Annotated in this window: 13 protein-coding genes; 5 read left to right on the forward strand and 8 right to left on the reverse strand. The window is 59.9% G+C overall.

From position 1 onward, the window contains the following. Positions 1-32: 32 nt before the first annotated feature. Positions 33-170 (reverse strand): hypothetical protein, encoded by a 138-nt coding sequence (locus VB780_RS16030; protein WP_323352169.1) that lies wholly within the window; start codon positions 168-170, stop codon positions 33-35. Between VB780_RS16030 and VB780_RS16035 the strand changes: the two genes are divergently transcribed. The 3 genes from VB780_RS16035 to VB780_RS16045 all read left to right on the forward strand — a co-directional run bounded on the left by VB780_RS16035 (position 169) and on the right by VB780_RS16045 (position 3358). Beyond that, a complete protein-coding gene (locus VB780_RS16035) occupies positions 169-1065 on the forward strand; it encodes a tRNA (5-methylaminomethyl-2-thiouridine)(34)-methyltransferase MnmD (RefSeq protein WP_323352170.1) in 897 nt (298 codons plus the stop codon). The genes VB780_RS16030 and VB780_RS16035 overlap by 2 nt on opposite strands. Positions 1066-1124: 59 nt before the next feature. Continuing rightward, complete coding sequence (locus VB780_RS16040) at positions 1125-2171, forward strand: HD domain-containing phosphohydrolase (protein WP_323352171.1); 1047 nt, start codon at positions 1125-1127, stop codon at positions 2169-2171. Positions 2172-2560: 389 nt separating this feature from the next. Continuing rightward, positions 2561-3358 (forward strand): hypothetical protein, encoded by a 798-nt coding sequence (locus tag VB780_RS16045; RefSeq protein WP_323352172.1) that lies wholly within the window; start codon positions 2561-2563, stop codon positions 3356-3358. Between the two features lie 106 nt (positions 3359-3464). Here the strand turns inward: VB780_RS16045 and topA are convergent, their stop codons facing one another. Continuing rightward, positions 3465-6248 (reverse strand): type I DNA topoisomerase, encoded by a 2784-nt coding sequence (gene topA / locus VB780_RS16050; RefSeq protein WP_323352173.1) that lies wholly within the window; start codon positions 6246-6248, stop codon positions 3465-3467. 495 nt (positions 6249-6743) lie between these two features. Between topA and VB780_RS16055 the strand changes: the two genes are divergently transcribed. Beyond that, positions 6744-8297 carry an NAD(P)H-quinone oxidoreductase subunit N gene (locus tag VB780_RS16055; RefSeq protein WP_323352174.1) on the forward strand — a complete coding sequence of 518 codons (1554 nt, stop codon included), beginning with the start codon at positions 6744-6746 and terminating at the stop codon, positions 8295-8297. Positions 8298-8627: 330 nt separating this feature from the next. Here VB780_RS16055 and VB780_RS16060 read toward each other — a convergent pair whose 3' ends face one another. Further along, positions 8628-11474 carry a GAF domain-containing protein gene (locus tag VB780_RS16060; RefSeq protein ID WP_323352175.1) on the reverse strand — a complete coding sequence of 949 codons (2847 nt, stop codon included), beginning with the start codon at positions 11472-11474 and terminating at the stop codon, positions 8628-8630. A 383-nt stretch (positions 11475-11857) separates the two neighbouring features. Between VB780_RS16060 and VB780_RS16065 the strand changes: the two genes are divergently transcribed. Then, positions 11858-12997 carry a quinone-dependent dihydroorotate dehydrogenase gene (locus VB780_RS16065; protein ID WP_323352176.1) on the forward strand — a complete coding sequence of 380 codons (1140 nt, stop codon included), beginning with the start codon at positions 11858-11860 and terminating at the stop codon, positions 12995-12997. Positions 12998-13237: 240 nt separating this feature from the next. On the opposite strand, the gene VB780_RS16070 is transcribed toward VB780_RS16065, so the two are convergent. The 5 genes from VB780_RS16070 to VB780_RS16090 form a co-directional block, all read right to left on the reverse strand. After that, entirely contained in the window at positions 13238-13846 is a 609-nt protein-coding gene (locus VB780_RS16070; RefSeq protein ID WP_323352177.1) for a Uma2 family endonuclease, read from the reverse strand. A 92-nt stretch (positions 13847-13938) separates the two neighbouring features. Beyond that, complete coding sequence (locus tag VB780_RS16075) at positions 13939-15261, reverse strand: DUF58 domain-containing protein (RefSeq protein WP_323352178.1); 1323 nt, start codon at positions 15259-15261, stop codon at positions 13939-13941. Next, positions 15261-16247 (reverse strand): MoxR family ATPase, encoded by a 987-nt coding sequence (locus VB780_RS16080; protein ID WP_323352179.1) that lies wholly within the window; start codon positions 16245-16247, stop codon positions 15261-15263. The genes VB780_RS16075 and VB780_RS16080 overlap by 1 nt, the downstream gene beginning before the upstream one ends. Further along, entirely contained in the window at positions 16244-17425 is a 1182-nt protein-coding gene (locus VB780_RS16085) for a DUF4350 domain-containing protein (protein ID WP_323352180.1), read from the reverse strand. The genes VB780_RS16080 and VB780_RS16085 overlap by 4 nt, the downstream gene beginning before the upstream one ends. Then, complete coding sequence (locus VB780_RS16090) at positions 17422-18015, reverse strand: DUF4129 domain-containing protein (protein ID WP_323352181.1); 594 nt, start codon at positions 18013-18015, stop codon at positions 17422-17424. The genes VB780_RS16085 and VB780_RS16090 overlap by 4 nt, the downstream gene beginning before the upstream one ends. Positions 18016-18042: the final 27 nt, after the last annotated feature.

The following is an 18042-nucleotide window of genomic DNA, read 5'->3' on the forward strand; positions in this document are numbered from 1 at the left end:
TAAAGTAACCCTACCAAGTCCTGGGCACCGTGCTACCCAAACAGGTTTAGCCCCAGGGGAATCGGTTGAGTCCTGGGCGGGATGCCCCAGGTGGCTAAGCCAGACGGCGGGCCAGCGCGGCGGACATTAGCTCGGTCAAAATATCCCCACTGAATCCATGCAAAATCCATGCAAATCCCTACTGGGGCTCTGGTGCTTGAGCCCACCGCCGATGGGTCAATGACGCTGTTTTCAGCAGATTTTGGCGAATGGTTCCACAGCCGCGAGGGGGCCTACGCCGAAGCCAACGCCACCTACGTCGAGGCCACCGACCTGGCAACGCTAGCCCGAGCCCCGAGCCTGACGGTGCTAGATGTTTGCTACGGCCTGGGCTACAACACCGCCGCCGCCCTGACGGCGATCGCCCAGATCAACCCCGCCTGCCAAGTGCAAGTGATGGCCCTAGAGATTGATCCCCGCGTGCCGCGCCAGGCTGTAGAGGCCGACTTAATTGGCGGATGGCCCGCGATCGTGCAGGACGCTCTGCGAGAGCTAGCCGCCACCGGCCAAGCCACGCGCCCTGGCCTCAATGCCACCCTGCTGTGGGGCGATGCCCGCCAGCTCATTCAAGCGGTTGAAGCGCTGGGGTTCCAGGCCGACGTAATTTTCTTTGACCCCTTTTCGCCGCCCCACTGCCCCGAACTGTGGACGGTGGAATTTATCGCGCGGGTTGCGGCCTGCCTGCATCCCCAGGGCAAGCTTGTCACCTATTCCTGCGCCGCCGCCGTGCGCACGGCCCTGCAGCTAGCGGGGCTCTCAGTTGGCCCGGTGAATGCTGTTGGTCGCCGCTGGCCGGGTACTCTGGCTCAGGTGAACCCTAGGGGCCTAGCCCCACTATCGCTGCAAGAGCAAGAGCATCTGCTGACTCGGGCGGCCATACCCTACCGCGATCCCACCCTGAACGACAGCGCCGCTGCCATTCGCCAGCGCCGTCAGCAGGAGCAGGCTGGGTCAGACCTAGTACCAACGTCGCGCTGGCGCAAGCGGTGGCTGCCCCCGCATGAAAAAAAATTGCCAGCTCGATAGGCTATATATTCCGAGACCCCGCTTCACGCTTAGTCGTCGCCATCCTTAAGGTTGTTGCTGTGCCCTACCGAAACCCTCTGCCGCCCCGTGTGCTTGTGGTCGATGACCACGCCCCCAGCCGCATGACCGCCGTAGCGCTGCTGTCGGTAGACGGCTATCAGGTAGAGCAGGCCCACTGCGGGCAGAGCGCCCTGAGCCGAATTTTTCAGCACCAGCCCGACCTGATCTTGCTGGATGTGATGCTGCCTGGTCTAGATGGCTTTGAGGTGTGTCGTCAGCTCAAAGAGAACGACGACACCCGGCTGATACCGGTGGTGTTTGTTACAGCGCTGGGCGATCGCGAGGCGCGCCTGCGGGGCATTGAAGCGGGCGGCGACGACTTCTTAACCAAGCCCTTCGACCAGCTCGAACTCTCGGCCCGAGTCAAGTCGCTGATTCACCAAAAGCGCCTTAACGAAGATCTCGACCATGCCGAAAAAGTTTTGTTCTCCATTGCCCGCACCATCGAGAGCCGCGACCCCAATACCGGAGATCACTGCGATCGCCTGGTTAGCCTCGGGCGCACCTTCGGCGAATACCTAGGGCTGTGCCCGACCCACATTCGCGATCTCGCCTGGGCGGGCTACCTGCACGACATTGGCAAGGTGGGCATTCCCGATGCAGTGCTGCTCAAAACCGGCCCCCTCACCGTGGCCGAGCGCACCATCATGGAGCAGCACGTGGCCATTGGCGAGACCATCTGCCGTCCGCTGCGCACCATGCAGGGGGTGCTGCCCATCATTCGCCATCACCACGAGCGCTGGAACGGCAGCGGCTACCCCGATGGCCTAGCCGGCACGGCGATTCCGCGACTGGCCCAGATTTTTCAGCTGATCGACATTTTCGATGCCCTCACCCACGATCGCCCCTACAAACCCGCCTTCTCGATTGCAGAATCGCTCCGCATTGTGCGCCAGGAGGTTGACCAGGGGTGGCGTGACCCAGCTCTAGTCGATCAGTTTGAGGCCTTCATTCGCACCCGCCGAGCCGCTGATACAGATCTCGATTTAGAGTTGGTCAGCCGCTCTGCCGAGCATCCCCAGCCCGTCAAGCAGCGGTATGCCTAACGGGCGATCGGTAAGCCCTACTGAACCAAAACTACGGGTTTCGACGCGCTATCCCTCACAAATCTTCAGTTATGTAGCGCGTTTGTCTTTTTTGGGAGACAAACCGCCCGTACATTAGTCTAAATATTCCTGATTACGCCACCTAAACTATGTTTGGGCTGCGATTCCCACCGGGATCGCTTCGCGAATCGCCAGGGTGTTGACTGCAAAGCCCCAGCAAACTGCTTTTGAAACTCAGATTCAGCTAGCTCGCCCCAGCTAAGCGCTATTCCAGGTTGCCAGAGTGTGGCTATTCCTAGCCTGACACTTGGTTTCTGGCCCAAACCGAGGCGAATATCGCCAAGACTTAGAGATGACTGTTGGACGCACGTTAGGGGATTTTACACACCGTGGATGCACCGCAGAAGCTAGCCTTTATTGTTCAATCTAATCGCCTGCAGGGGCTAATGTGGCAGGCATTGCTAAAGTCCCAAAAGCTGGCCGTCATTTTAGAACCGGCCAAGGGCGACCTGGCCGACTGCATTAATCAAATCGCCAGTGCCGGGCTAACGCTGCCCGATGTTATTGTGCTAGATGCCGAAGCCGCAGAACTCAACCCCTACGAGTTTTGCCGTTGGTGCCGTGCCACCTTTCCCTCCATGCAGATTTTTTTGACCCGCTGTCGTCAGCTTCACATCTCTGATACCGAGCGACGCTGGGCCAAACAGCAGGGAGCCACCGACTTTCTCTGCGGGTTTGACCGCGACACGTTAATGAGCGGTGCGACCGATAACGTCAAACGAATATTGACCAGTCTTGACTACCCGTTTCTCAACGAAAAGGCGCTGCTTACGGTGCTGCTGAATATTCGTCGGCAGTTGGGCACGACCCAGGCAGCCGTAGCCCCTGCCAGTCGCCCAGAGCGCACCAAAGGCGCTGGGTTATCCCTAGCCAATGTCCAGACATTGCCAGAGTCGTCGGCCAGCCCCGACGGCCAGCCGGTTGCCCCCGATCCCCTAAACGATGTTGACTGGGTAACTGCCGGGCTCCGGGCTCTGAGCAATGGGAGGGTTCGCAAGGCGGCTAAGGAGTCCTTTGCACCCCCACCGCCAGCGGTTAAGTCGAGCGCATTGCCTAAGCCTTTGCCTGCCGATGAGAAACTGGCTGACGGTACTGCTGTGCGTCGCTATCGGGGAGTGGTTTACTAGCGCTAGTTAGCTAGCTAATTTGACTGATGTCGCTAGCGGACAACCCGGCAGGAATTCAGTAAATTCCTGCCGGGTTGTCTGGCTTTTCTTAATCGCCCCAGCCCAGCTAGGCGTCGGCCTCAGGAGTAGAATCGGCTTTTTTGGCGGCAGATTTACTGGGCGATCGCCGGGTTGTAGTCTTAGTCGTTTTTGAGGCTGCGGCCTTCTTAGTGCCGGTAGACTTAGTGCCCGTAGACGACTTAGCTGTAGTGGTTTTGGTCGTTTTCTTGGTACCGCTCGTCTTGCTGGCTGCCGCCGTCTTGGTGGTGCGCGAGGTGGTCGATTTGCCCTTGCCGCCCTTGCCCTTTTTGGTCGAGGCCTTGGCGTTGATCCAGCTGAGAGCCTCCTCTAGGGTCACAGCATCGACCTCGATGCCTTCAGGTACCGAGGCATTGACCTTGCCATGCTTAACGTAGAGGCCGTAGGGGCCGTTAAACACCGCCACCTGTTCATTGTCGTCGGGGTGGGCACCCAGTTCCTTGAGGGGGTCAACTTTCTTGCGGCCGCGCCCGGCCTTGGGCTGGGCTAGCAGCTCTAGCGCGCGCTCTAGGGTAACGGTGAGCACGTCGTCGTCACCTTTGAGGGAGCGGTAGTCGCGGCCCTCTTTGCCCTGGTCGTGGACGATGTAGGGGCCAAAGCGGCCCTGCCCAGCCTTGATGGACTTGCCCGTTTCTGGGTGGGCACCCAGGTTACGGGGAAGCTGCAGCAGCCCCACCGCCATCTCTAGGGTGACAGCCTCGGGCTGGGTGCCTTTGGGCAGAGAAGCCCGTTTTGGATTGGGGTTGTCGTCGGTGGGTTCACCCAGCTGCACGTAGGGGCCGTAGGGGCCGATGCGGAGAAAGATCGGTTCCCCGGTATCGGGGTGCAGGCCTACCTCGTCAGGGCCGTCGACCTTCTGCTTGATGATGCGCTCAATTTGCTCACTATCGAGATCGGCGGGGGGTACATCGGCGGGGATGGAGGCCTTGACCGACTCTTCGCCAGTGCCGATTTCGACGTAGGGACCGTAGCGGCCAATGCGGATTTTGGCGTCGAGATCGTTGAGCAGCACCGTGCGGGCAGCGGTGGGATCGATCTGGGTTTCGCGCTCCTGCACCATGGTCTCAAGGCCTTGATCCCCGGAGTAGAACGCCTTCAGGTAGGGTAGCCATTCGACTTCACCTGTGGAGATGTCGTCGAGGGTCTGCTCCATGCGGGCGGTGAAGTGGACATCCACTAGGTCGGGGAAGTTTTGCTCTAGCAGTTCGGTCACTGCAAAGGCCGTGAAGGTGGGGATCAGGCTGTTGTTGACCAGGTTGACATAGCCGCGATCGATAATCGTGCTGATTACGGTGGCGTAGGTGCTAGGGCGGCCAATGCCTTCACTCTCTAGGGTTTTGACCAGGGTGGCCTCGGTGTAGCGGGCGGGGGGCTGGGTTTCGTGGCCGATCGCATCTAGACCTGTGCAGCTGAGGGCGTCGCCCGTGGCCAGGGCGGGCAGCAGCACCTCTTGATCTTCGATCGCCGCATCGGGGTCGTCAGAGCCTTCTACGTAGGCCCGAAAGAAGCCGGGGAAGTCGATGCGCTTGCCGGTGGCGCGGAAGAGGGCATTTTCGACCTCAATGGAGGCGGTGATGTTGGTTTGGCGGGCCTCGGCCATCTGGCTGGCCACGGTGCGCTTCCAGATCAGGTCGTAGAGGGAGGCTTCGCGGCCGGTTAACCCCGTTTCTTTGGGGGTTCTAAAGGTGCTGCCGGCAGGGCGAATGGCCTCGTGGGCCTCCTGGGCACCCTTCGATTTGGTGGCGTACTGGCGAGGCTTGGGGCTGAGGTAGTCGGTGCCGTACTTGGTGGTGACACAGGCGCGGGCGGCGGCGATCGCCTGCTCCGACAGGTGTACCGAGTCGGTACGCATGTAGGTGATGTAGCCCTGCTCGTAGAGGTTCTGGGCCACCCGCATGGTGTCGCGGGCCGAGAGCCTCAGCTTGCGGTTGGCCTCTTGCTGGAGCGTAGAGGTAGTGAAGGGCGGGGACGGCTTGCGGGTGTTGGGGCGTTCTTCCAGATTGCTGACGGTCCACATCCCTTCCTGAAGGCGGGTCTGTAGCTCGCGGGCCTGGGTTTCGTCGAGCAGCACTACCTCGCGGCCCTCGGCCACACGACCGGTGGCTTCGTCGAAGTCGCTACCGTTGGCCAGGCGGGTGCCGCCCAGGGAGTAGAGCTTGGCCTCAAAGGCATTCTTATCCTTGAGCAGGCTGGCCTTGAGATCCCAGTAAGAGCCTCGGCGGAAGGCGCGGCGTTCTTGCTCGCGCTTGACCACGACTTTGACCGCCACTGACTGCACTCGACCGGCAGACAGGCCGCCAGCAATTTTCTTCCACAGCAGCGGCGACAGGGTATAACCCACCAGGCGGTCTAAAATGCGGCGGGTCTCCTGGGCGTGCACCAGCTGGCTGTCGATGTCGCGGCAGTTGTTGAGGGAGGCCTGAATCGCCTCCTGGGTAATTTCGTGGAACACCATGCGCCGGGTGGGCACCTTGGGGTTGAGCACCTGGAGCAGATGCCAGCTAATACTTTCGCCTTCGCGGTCTTCGTCAGTGGCCAGCAGCAGTTCGTCAGCGTTCTTGAGGGCGTCTTTGAGGGTTTTGACCACCTTTTTTTTATCGCTGGGCACGATGTACAGCGGTGCGAAGTCATCCTCTGGATTTACCCCGAGCTGAGCCCACTTCTCGCCCTTGACGCTGGCGGGAATCTCGCTGGCCGATCGCGGCAGATCGCGCACGTGCCCCATAGACGCCTCGACCCGGTACCCCGATGGCAGGTAGTTGCGAATCGTTTTGGCCTTGGTAGGAGACTCGACAATAACAAGGGTTGACATAGGGCTGCTGGCGCTTCGGTAATAATCGTTAGCAATCGCGGACGGGCTCGGTAACCTACAGCTTTATAGCGGGTTTTGGCAAACCCATCTATATAATTTATGGCGCAGGTGTGGGGGCCAGATGATCAACACTGTACTGCACACCTACCGAACTGCTGGTGCCTTTAACCATGAAAACTTAACCATTGGACGCCTTGCGGTCGGGTCTAGGGTTGAGTGAATCGGCCATAGGTTACATAAATAGATCATTCCGTTAGCTGTCGTCCAGCCCCACCTAAGTCGAGGCCCAGGGGATAGCTCGCGGGAAAAGTTCTCTGGTCGGCGGGCTGCGATCGCGCTACCATCGGCCCAGGGTGTGCCATCAATTTCTCCCAGGCTGGGCGGAAATTGGGCAATGGGCGATCGCCCACAGCGGGTAATCATTGAGTCCTAGCCCCTGGTCACCGCACGGTTGACCTGGTACGGTTAAAAATAATCTCGCGGGAAAAAGAACCCATGGATCTCGTCAACCTCGGGGCACAGCTCAACGCTGCCACTATCTGGCCAGAGGCCGTTCTGCTCGTCACGATTTTGGTGATTTTAGTCGGCGATCTGATCCAGGGTCGCTCGTCCTCGGCCTGGACGCCCTACGTAGCCATATCCGGGGGGCTGGGGGCCACCACATTGCTGGTGTTGCAGTGGTCGATGGCCAACCCCATCGGGTTTATGGGGGCCTTTAACGCCGACGACTTGAGCATTGTGTTTCGCGGCATTATCGCCCTGTCGGCGGTGGTGACGGTGCCGATGGCGATTCGCTACGTCGAGCAGTCGGGCACCTCCCTCGCTGAATTCCTGGTGATCTTGCTCACCGCTACCCTGGGGGGCATGTTTCTCTCGGGAGCCAGCGAGCTGGTGATGATTTTTGTCGCCCTAGAGACCCTGAGTATTTCGTCGTACCTGCTGACCGGCTACATGAAGCGCGACCCCCGCTCCAACGAGGCAGCGCTCAAGTATCTGCTGATTGGGGCGGCGAGTTCGGCGATTTTTCTCTACGGTTCGTCCCTGCTGTATGGATTGTCGGGGGGTGAGACGCGGTTAGCTGCGATCGCCACCAGCATCGTCAGCGACGGTACCGAAGCCCCCATTGGCCTGGTGGTCGCCCTGGTATTCGTGATTGCTGGTATTGCCTTCAAAATTGCCGCCGTCCCCTTTCACCAGTGGACTCCCGACGTGTACGAGGGCTCTCCCACCCCGGTGGTAGCGTTTCTCTCTGTCGGTTCTAAAACCGCTGGCTTTGCCCTGGCCATTCGCCTGCTGGTCACCGCCTTCCCGCTGGTGTCGGAGCAGTGGCACTTTGTCTTCACCGCATTGGCCATTCTCAGCATGGTGCTGGGCAACGTCGTGGCCCTAGCCCAAACCAGCATGAAGCGCCTGCTGGCCTACTCCTCCATTGGCCAGGCCGGGTTCTTGATGATTGGCCTGGTGGTGGGCTCCGACGCGGGCTATGCCAGCATGCTCTACTACCTGTTCATCTACCTGTTTATGAACCTGGGCGGTTTTACCTGCGTGATTTTGTTCTCGCTGCGCACCGGCACCGACCAGATCAGCGAGTACGCCGGACTATACCAAAAAGACCCGCTGCTCACCCTGGGCCTCAGCATTTGTCTGCTGTCCCTGGGGGGCATTCCACCCATGGCGGGCTTCTTTGGCAAAATCTACATTTTCTGGGCGGGCTGGCAGGCCGGAGCCTACGGTCTGGTGCTGGTGGGTCTCGTCACCAGCGTCATCTCGATCTACTACTACATCCGCGTCATCAAGATGATGGTGGTCAAAGAACCCCAGGAAATGTCTGACGTCGTGAAGAACTACCCCGCGATTCGCTGGGATCTGCCCGGTCTGCGCCCCATGCAGGTGAGTCTGATTTTGGCCGTAGTGGCCACGTCGCTGGCGGGCATTTTGTCGAATCCCCTGTTTACCATTGCCAACAACGCCGTTACCCAGACCCCTATGCTGCAAACCCCAGGTGCCCAGGTAGCCGTCACCCCGATCGCCACCACCGTACAGAATTAATCTGCTTGAAAATCTAGTCGATGTAGCCATTGTGTTTCGGACATGAGGATGATCTGAAAGCGTTTGAACACTTAGAATTTCGCAATGTCTCGGCTGAACTGGCTACGGCCATAAATCTCCAACAGTCCATCGAACCGATGGACTGTTGGAGATTTTTATCATGGGGAAATAAGGCTTAAAATTCCTAACACCAAACCCCGAAGGAATACCCCTGATTTGTAGGGGCGTAGCATGCTACGCCCCTACGGGGTGCCTGATTATGAATCGGGGTTTGCCAAAAATCGGATTTCGTATAAGCAATTGGTTGCAGCGGATTCATACCTCTAGACCCTACGTAGGACTGGGAGAACTGGCCTCTGTAGACGTCACCGAACTCAGCTGCGGTTTAGGTTTGTGCTGCTCGCTGTAGGCGGCTAGGGGCAGCAGCAGACGACTGTGGGTGCGGCCATCGTCGAGGGTCGAAAAGCTGATTTCGCCGCCGAGCTGATCGATCAGCAGTTTGCAGATGGCCAGATGCAGCCCTGGCGGGCCGTCTAGGGACGAGGGAGCCAGCACATCGGGGGGATGGCTCTGGTTGAGTTCTTCGAGCAGGCGCGGTGGGCAGTGACCGTCGTCGGTTACCGACAGCTCCACCCAGTCTAGGTTGAGCACCCGGCACCAGAGGTCAATGCGCCCCCCAACTGGCGATCGGTTACAGGCCGCCGCCATCACCTCGTAGAGAATCAGCTCTATCTTGAGCATGTCGCCGCCCAACACAACGTTGCTCTCGTTGTGGACTTTAGACCAGAGCTGGCGGGCCTCTAAGATTGGATTAACCCGATCTACCAGGCGGTTGAGCAAACTGATCAAGGGCATGGTCTGGGGCTGCTGGTGCAGCTGCCAGCGTTCGCCGACAAGCACCGTTTCGGCATTTTCCATCACGGCGGCCAGCTGATCGTGGAGCAGCTGAAGTTCGCTGGCGATCGCCGTATCTTTGGCCTGGAGATGGGCCAAATTTTGGGTCGTCTGCCCCAGCACGCGGTAGAGATGCTCCAGGCGGTGGTGTTTATACCAGTTGAGGTTTTCGAGTTCCTGGCGCTGCTGGGTGAGCATAGTGGTCATTGCCAAGTGTCGCCGCGACCAGGCCAGCTGACTGGTCAGCAGCTTAAAGATAGTCAGGTGGTGGTTGGCCCACTGCCGGTGGGACGGCGACACGGCGATGACCACGCCAGTAACCACGTGGGTTGGGGCAGTTCTCAGGGCGGTAATCAGCAGGCGGCTACCCGGGGGCGCGTGAAACCAAGTGGTGGTTTCGCTGGGCAGTTCATCGACCGTGAGCGGCAGCATACCGTCGGTTTGTAGCGCCCAGTTAATTACCGCATCAGACCCCACAGGAATCGGGTGGTCGGCCTTAATGCTGACGCTGGTGTCTTGGCTGACGATTTGGGTGACGGCAGCGTTGGGGCTACCCGGCTGCCAGCTCAACAGCAGCACTGCTGAGCCGTGCAGCAGCTGCATAACGTGCTGAAGGGTTGTCTGCTCTAGCTGGTCGGGGTGCAGCCCCTTGTGGAGCGCCTGGAGACCCCACTGAATCGATTCGTAGATATGCTGCTGCTGGTCGAGCTGGCGCTGGAGCTGCCACTGGTGCAAAATGACGCCGATTTGGCGGGCCACAGCCTCAAACAGCGACTGCTCGGTGGTAGTCCACTGGCGGCTGATGGTGTCGCAGATCAGCACCATGCCCTCGGGGGCGTTGCCGGGGGCCACATTGCCTACCAGCACCGCCTGAGCGCCGAGTTCCAGCAAGGAGGGTCGCCAGGCCATGAGCTTGAGATCGTGGGAGAGGTTGTCGATGCTGATGGCTGAGGGGCTGCGCTCGAGCATTTGCCAATCGACATCGTCGAGGCAGGGCCACAGCATGGGCACCCCCCGAGGGCGGCTGGCCTGGCTCTGAAAGCAGAGGTCATAGCCGTTGCGATCGGGGTTAAACAACAGCACAAAAAACTGCTGAATGCTCAGCCGGTCTTGGAGCACCTCGAAGCAGGTTTGCAGGGTGTGGTGCCAGTCCACATCGCCGTGGATGCCCTGAATTACGCCGGTAGTGAGATGCTGGTCGAGCTCGGTTTGGCGCACGGTTTCTTTAGCCGCAGCGGCAGGCAGCGCCACGGTGAGCAACTGCGCCGCACCAATTAAAAACTGCTTTTCGGGCTCTTTCCAAATGCGGGGAACGGTGCCCTCCACCGAGATAAAGCCCATCAGGTCGCCCTGGCGGCTGATGGGGGCAATCATCAGCGACTCGGCCTTGAGCTGCTGCATGAGGCGATCGGAGACGATGGTTTTGAGTGCCCCCCGGCTTTCGCCTACCACCACGAGCTGCTGATTGCAGAGGGCTTGGTAGAGGCCGCGCACCTCATCGACGGCAATGTGCAGCGATCGCTCATCCTCGGGCACAGCAGTGCGGGGCGCTAACCCCGGAGTGCGCTGCCAAAAATAATTGCCCTTGGGCTCGAACCAAAAGACGCGGGTGCGCTGGGGGCCAATAAACCGCTGGGTTTCGCGCACCACCTCTTTGAGCTGGCTATCGACATCGGGCAGGGTGCCCAGGTGGCCGATCAGGGTGAGCAGAGGTTGCTCAAGGCGCTTGGTCTGCTGCCGCTGCTGCTCAGACTCGAACTGGTGCAGGGCCTCTGCCAGTTCCCCCATAACAATGGCCAGGTAGGAGCGCTCTCCTAGGGAGGCACTCTTACCCCATTCAGGGGAGGCTAGCACCAGCAGGCCAAAGCATATGTCCTGGCGTTTGATGGGGAAGATAATGGCGCTTTGGAGGGTGAGCTGCTTGGCGATGGTGCCCCACTCTCCGGCCCGAATTTCGTTTTGCAGGTCGGCCACAATCAGGGGCCGCTGCTGCACCACCACCTGCTCCATCACATCCCCAGGGGTGAGGTTGATCATGGTGCGAATCGATCGCATCGGTCGGGGGCTGTGGCAGCCCTTAGTGACCAGGCGATGGTTGATGCGATCGTACAAACCGACCCAGGACACCTCAAAGTCCATCTCCTGGCGCACGTGGTCGAGGGCCAGGGTCACTGCTTCTTCTGCAGTGATGCTGCCTCGCAGCGCCTTGAGAATGCGCGACAGGGCCATAATTTTATGGTCGTGCCGGTCAGAGGGAGAGTCGTGGGGTTGGGATTGCGCCATGGGCGTCAACAATCTCCTCGGTTGCGGAAAGGGATTAGAAACAGATATTTGGCCCACCAGGCCGATCCCTAAGTTCCTAGGGAACTAATCGAGTCGCTGGGCTACCCCTCGGCTAGGGTAGCGGCTAGAGCCGTAACCCGCCGAGCACAGTGACTTGATCTCTGTAGACTTCACCCAGATCTGCCAAATAGTCTTAGCGGCTGTCTAGGGCTGCTTTAATGGGGAAAGCCAACCGCAGACGATGCGGTGCTGCCAGCCTAAAGACCGTTGACCGTGTGCTCCTGGCGTGTTCCGTGATGCACAGGCTATAGGCATCACCAGATCTCGCCTCTAGCGAGAATATTAGTCTACCCGCCCTCTATTTGCATACACCACCGCCGTTTGTGAAAGATCCCTACCGTCAGCTTGTGCGTCCAGTCTTGTTTCACGGGGTGACGCTCGACCCAGAGTTTTTGCATCACCGCACCATGGATTTGTTGGCTTGGTTGGGGCAGGCTGACAGGGGGGCGATCGCAGCCCAGACTGAGCCCTGGCTACAGCGGCAATTTTGTCTGACTGACCCACGCCTGGCCCAAATCTGCTGGGGCCTAGATTTCACCAATCCCTTGGGTCTGGCGGCGGGCTTTGATAAAGATGGTTTAGCGGCGCGGGCCTGGCCCCAGCTCGGCTTTGGCTTTGCCGAACTGGGCACGGTCACGCGCCACCCCCAGCCGGGCAACCCCCAGCCGCGTTTATTTCGCCTGGTCAAAGATGAGGCCGTGCTCAACCGCATGGGCTTTAATAACCAGGGGGCAGCGGCCCTGGCCGATCGCCTCGGATCCTACTGGAGCACCCAACGACCCAGGATTCCCATTGGCATCAACCTAGGTAAGTCGAAGGTGACTGAGCTGGCCGATGCCGCTGAAGACTATCGGTTTAGCTTTCAGCAGCTTTACCCCTACGGCGACTATTTTGTGGTGAATGTGTCATCGCCCAATACACCGGGGCTCAGGTCGCTCCAGGCCGCCGACCAGCTCGGCCCCATTTTGGCGGCGCTACAGGAGGAAAATAGCGATCGCAAACCGCTGCTGGTCAAAATTGCCCCCGACCTGGCTTGGCCCGATATTGACGCTGTGATCGAGCTGGCCCAAGCCTACGGACTGGCGGGCATTATTGCCACCAACACCACGATCGCGAAGGAGAGCCTCAAAACCCAGACCTTGCTACAGACCGGCAACGCTGTCGTAGATGAGGCGGGGGGGATTAGTGGTGCGCCGCTAAGGTCGCGATCGACCGAGGTAATTCGCTACATCTACCAGCGCACCGGGGGCACCCTGCCGATTGTGGGGGTCGGGGGGATTTTTACCGCTGCCGATGCCTGGGAGAAAATCACCGCTGGGGCGACGCTGCTGCAAGTCTACACCGGCTGGATCTACGAAGGCCCCTGGATGGTGCGGCGGGTCTTGGCCGGACTGCTGACCAAACTGGAGGAGCATCAGCTGTCTAGCATCGCCGATGCCGTGGGGCTGAGCCACAAGTCTTAGAGGGTGTTTGAAAAGTCCTATAGGGTAGCCAGAACTACCTTGACCACCGAGGAACTACTACGAAGGAATGAGGGTTTTAAGGATCAAGGTTATCCGTACAGGTAACTTTTGTTGCTCAATCTGACCCTTTTAAAACATCCTCTTAGACCTTAAGCTATCCATGTCAACGAAGGAGGTAGAGTCTGTTGCAGACACGCCCCTATCTTCACCTTAGATTTGAGTAATATGTTTTGCCCTACTTTAGGTCTTAGCTTCTTTATCTAGCGCAACCGGCTCAAACTGAACCCTGTTGTAGATATCGCGCAGAGAGATTTCAAACCCTAGGGATGCGAAGTTGAGGATGGTATCTAAGCCGTCGTATTCTTGCAGCATCCACTGTTTTGAGCCGGTTTTGACGTGGTGCTCTACATGGGCAGAGTACTGATCGATCAGGGTATATTCCTGGAATGTTGAAATGGTGCGATAGGCGGCAAATTTGTCGCCGCGATCGTAGCTGCGGGTTGATTCGGACAACACCTCGATAATCAGCGTTGGGTTAGTGATGGTGTCGCGTCGGCCCATCTGGTAAGTCAATTCTCCTGCGATCGCCATCACATCTGGATAGGTATAAATCTTGGCTTGGGGAATCCACAGCCGTTGATCAGCTACGAAAACTTCTAAGTCCTGGCCTTGCAGACCTACGGTTAGTGCCGTGCAAAGATTGCGGATAATGCGATTGTGGTTCGGCGTACCGCCAGTCATGGGCACGATCTCTCCATCAATGTATTCATGGCGGATCTCAGCGGCTACCTCTAAGTCGAGGTATTCCTCAGGGGAGTAGGTGGGGGAGACCTGGGGCTGGGCAATCATAGGACTTCTCTAAGCAGGTGCAAAATGCCTCAAACAAATTGGCTACAGCTATTCTTTTGATGGTAGGCCATTGCTCAAAGATGCGCTGAGCCCTACAGTTTGCCCTGGCTCTTGATCCGCAGGTAGCTCTCCACGAGAGGTTCTGAGATCTGGTGGGCAGGGGCATCGAGCACCAGCACACCGCGCCTTTTCAAGCGAGCAAAGGCTGCCTCACGCTGGCTGAGCAAGTCCAGGGCAACGGCTCGCTGGTAGGCGGCATCGGCTTCGGCGGTGGGTTGGTGAGCCTGGCGATCGATCGCCGGATCCCGCAGCGTAATACAAAAGGGCAGATGGCGAGGACGCAGGCGGGCCAGGGCCGAGAGCAGTTCGGCGCTAGCGGTTTCATCCACAATGTCGGTGATGAGCACCACCAGGGAGCGGCGGTGCTGCTGCTGGGCGGCTTGGGTGGCGGCGGCCAGGTAGTCTGATTCTTCGAGCACGGGCTGGATCGGGGTGAGGCGATCGATCATCTGCTGAAAGTTGGCCCGCCCGCCCTTGGGGGGAATCCAGGTGTGGAGGGTGCGATCGAATACCCCTAAGCCGACGCGATCGCCCCGACTCACCCCCGCCAACGCCAGCGACAGCGCCGCATTCATGCCCCAGTCGAAGCGGTTAAGTCCTTGCACCTGGGCGGTCATCAATCGACCGCGATCTAAAAGGATCAGCAATGTTTGCTCGCGCTCAGGCTCCAGCACCCGCACCAGGGGCTGGCTGAGGCGGGCGGTGGCCTTCCAGTCAACAAAGCGGAGGTCGTCGCCGGTGCCGTATTCGCGCAGCTCGGCAAACTCAGTGCCCACGCCCATGCGGCGCTTTTGCTTGAGGGTGCCAGTGGCCTGGAGGGCGAGTTTGACCGAAAGCTGGTTGAGGCCAATCAGGTCGGGGTACACAGCGACGGTTTCGGCAGCGGGAACTTGCCAATCGGCCCAGGCCAGCCCTAGGGGACTGCGCTGCTGAATCTGGAGGTCGCCCCAGGGATATTCGCCCCGCTGCTTGGGGTTGACGGTAAAGGTGAGAGTTTCGGGCTCTTTGCCGCTGAGGAAAATCGCCAGGGGCATGGGGGTGCCGTCGAAGGCGGTGGGGTAGTTGTCGAACAGGCGCAGTCGAACGGGGGTGGAAGCTTCCCCATGGAGCGAAATCGGATTGTCGCGTCCGATCGACAGACGGTGCAATGGATCCCGCTTGATCGTCACCCGACGGGCTTTGACTCGCAACCCATCCCAAAACATCGCGGCGAGCACTGCACCATCGAACAGCAGCAAGGCCAGGAGAGCAATGGTGAGTCGGTTGGGGGTGTCGAAAAAGTTGGTGAGCAGGGTGACGACCAACCCGCCCCCCAGCAGCAGTCCATAGGTGCGACCGGTGGGGATGATTGCCATTAGCGGGGCACCGCCACGCTGTCGAGCACGCCCTGGATGACGCGATCGCAATTCAACCCATCCAATTGCGCCTCTGCCGCCAGTATCAGTCGGTGACGCAGCAGCGGCATGGCTACGGCCTTCACATTGTCTGGCGTGACAAATTCTTGCCCGTTGATCCAGGCGTGGGCTTTGCTGGCGGCCAGCCACTGCACCGTGGCGCGGGGGGAGGTGCCCAGCTCCAGGTCAGCGTGCTGGCGGGTTTTGTGGGCCAGGGCCAGCAGGTAGTCGAGAATGGTTTCCTGCACGGGTATGGCTTTGACGGCCTGACGGGCGGCGAGAATATGTTTATCAGCAACGACGGGTTTGAGCTGACCCACATCCAATCGCTTAGCCTCGAACCCGCCCTGGGCATTCAGCAGCATCTGCTTCTCTGCCGCTGGGGCCGGGTAGCCGACCACGAGCTTAAAGAGGAAGCGATCGAGCTGGGCTTCGGGCAGGGGGTAGGTGCCCTCAAACTCCAGCGGGTTCTGCGTCGCCACCACCCAAAAGAGATCGGGTAAAGGATGGCTGGTGCCATCCAGCGTCACCTGCTGTTCTTCCATGGCTTCGAGCAGGGCCGACTGGGTTTTGGGCGGGGTGCGGTTGATTTCGTCGGCGAGGAGCACCTGGGTGAACACCGGGCCTTTTTTGAGGGTGAAGGTGCGACTGGTGAGGTCAAAGACGTTGGTGCCCGAAATATCCGACGGCAGAATGTCGGGGGTGAGCTGAATGCGGCCAAAATCGGCCTGGATCAGCCGCGACAGGGCGCGCACCATGAGGGTTTTGCCGGTGCCGGGCACCCCTTCAAGAATGACGTGCCCCCCCGCCAGCAGGGCCACCAACAGCTCTTGCACCAGGGGCTCTTGGCCTACTACCACGCCGCTGAGGGTGTTGCCAATGCGGGCGATCGCCCCCTGTAGGTCATTCTGACGCCCATTCTGGCGCTCACTGGGTCGCTCGGTCATGGCCCGCTAGTGTCTCCTGTGGTGTTGCCGGGGTAATGAAGGGATTGTAACCGCTTGAGCCAGTCGCGCAGCTGGCCTTCGCCTTTGGGGATGGGGGGATTCAGAATTGCCGCTAGGTCAGTGGTGGGCAGGGTAGGCTGAGCATCCCAGGCCGCTTGCAGTTGCTCCACGGGCAGCAGCGTGTTGCCCAGCCCCAGCGATTTTTGCAGCCGAATGCGCTCGGCCTGGCTCAGGGTCTGCACCACAAAGTCGTGGCTACCCGCCTTGTGCAGTACCCCGGCCAGAGCCTGAATGTAGGCCCGGCTGTTGTCTACCTGAGGGGCTGGCAGGGTGTGCCGCTGGCCCAGCCGGTGGTTGAGCGCCAGCAGCGCCAGCAGCATTACCGCTAGGGCTTGAAGCACCACAATGGCCAGGGGTGTGCGAGCCAGGTAGTTGAGCCAGCTGCCGCCGCCGACCTCTGTGGCGATCGCCTCCTGATCCCGATACCCATGCAGGTACTCATCCACCCACACCCGACCGCCTGAGCTGGTAACCAGCTCCGTCAGCAAGGCAAAATTTCCCGGCTCGTTTAGGTAAGCATTGGCAGCCAGGTAGGGCGTGGCAGCCATCGTCACCTCCCCGGATCCAAACACCTGTTGCCAGACCACTGCGCCATACTCGTCTTCGAGGGCAACGCCCAGGTTTGGCCCCTGGCTGTAGCGGCGGCGGGTGTCAATTTTGACTGGGCCAGCTTCGCTGGTTAGGGTTTGAGAGAAGGGGGCCGCTGTCGCTGGAAACTTAACGCCCAGCACCACCAGCCGATGCCCGGCTTCTATCCAGTCGGGCATCCAGGGCAGCAGGGCCGACAGGCCTGGCTCGTCGATAAACCCCGGCAGCACCGCTACCAGCGTTTCTGGGATGGCCGCTGGATTTTGAATTAGGGTAACGGTGGATTCTTCTACCTCCCCTAACTGCTCGATTAAATCGTCTACCGGGCGCTGCCAGCGCTGCACGGTGACGCCCTGCTGCTCTAGGGATTCATACCAGGCGCTGTAGCCCGCTGGCCCCCGATGCCAGGTCGAGCCACTGTCTGAATAGCTGGTGGCCGGAGCCGTCACCAGCATCAGCCCCAGCAGCAGCGCCAGGGCCAGCAATGCCAAAATCAAGGTGCGGCGGTTGAAGGGGAGCGATCGCGTCACGACTGGGCGATCTCCTGGTAGGCGCGGCGGCAGCGCTGGTAGGTTTCCTCCGTTGCCAAGGCCTCGCCGTAGGTAAGGCGTTCGTGGGTGCGAATCAGCAGTTCGTAGGGGCGGCTGGGGTCGGCGGCGATGCAGTCGAGGTATTCGCCATCGGTGCGGCTGGCGCGGTAGAGCACCCGCTCGGTATCGTTGAGCCGCGCTAGACCCGCCATATAGAGCGCTTGGCAGGCTCCAGCGTAGTCGCCCTGCTGGGCCAGGCGCTGGGCCTCGCGCCACCAGTGGGCCGCCTGCTTAAGGGCAGCTTCGGTGGGCGCTGAGAACTGGATCGCACCTGACTTCACCCGCCGCTGCCGGTAGTCGAGGTAGGCCAGGATAGCGCGGTAGAGCAGCCAGCCTGTCCAGAGGGCCAGGGCGGCGATCGCCAGCCAAAACAGCCCCTCGGCCACTGGGCCTAACCAGCCCCAGTCGGGCACCTCGGGCTGGTCAATATCGACTTGAGAAAACTGGTACTCAAACCATTCCCCCACGTTCTGCGCTCCCTGGCGAATTTGCCAGGCCAGGGAATTAGTGCGGTGGGGAAGGTCAGCCATGCAGACAATTTGCCAAATCTGGCCCCA

Source organism: Leptolyngbya sp. CCNP1308 (assembly GCF_034932455.1).
In the GTDB taxonomy this organism is placed as follows: domain Bacteria; phylum Cyanobacteriota; class Cyanobacteriia; order Phormidesmidales; family Phormidesmidaceae; genus Nodosilinea.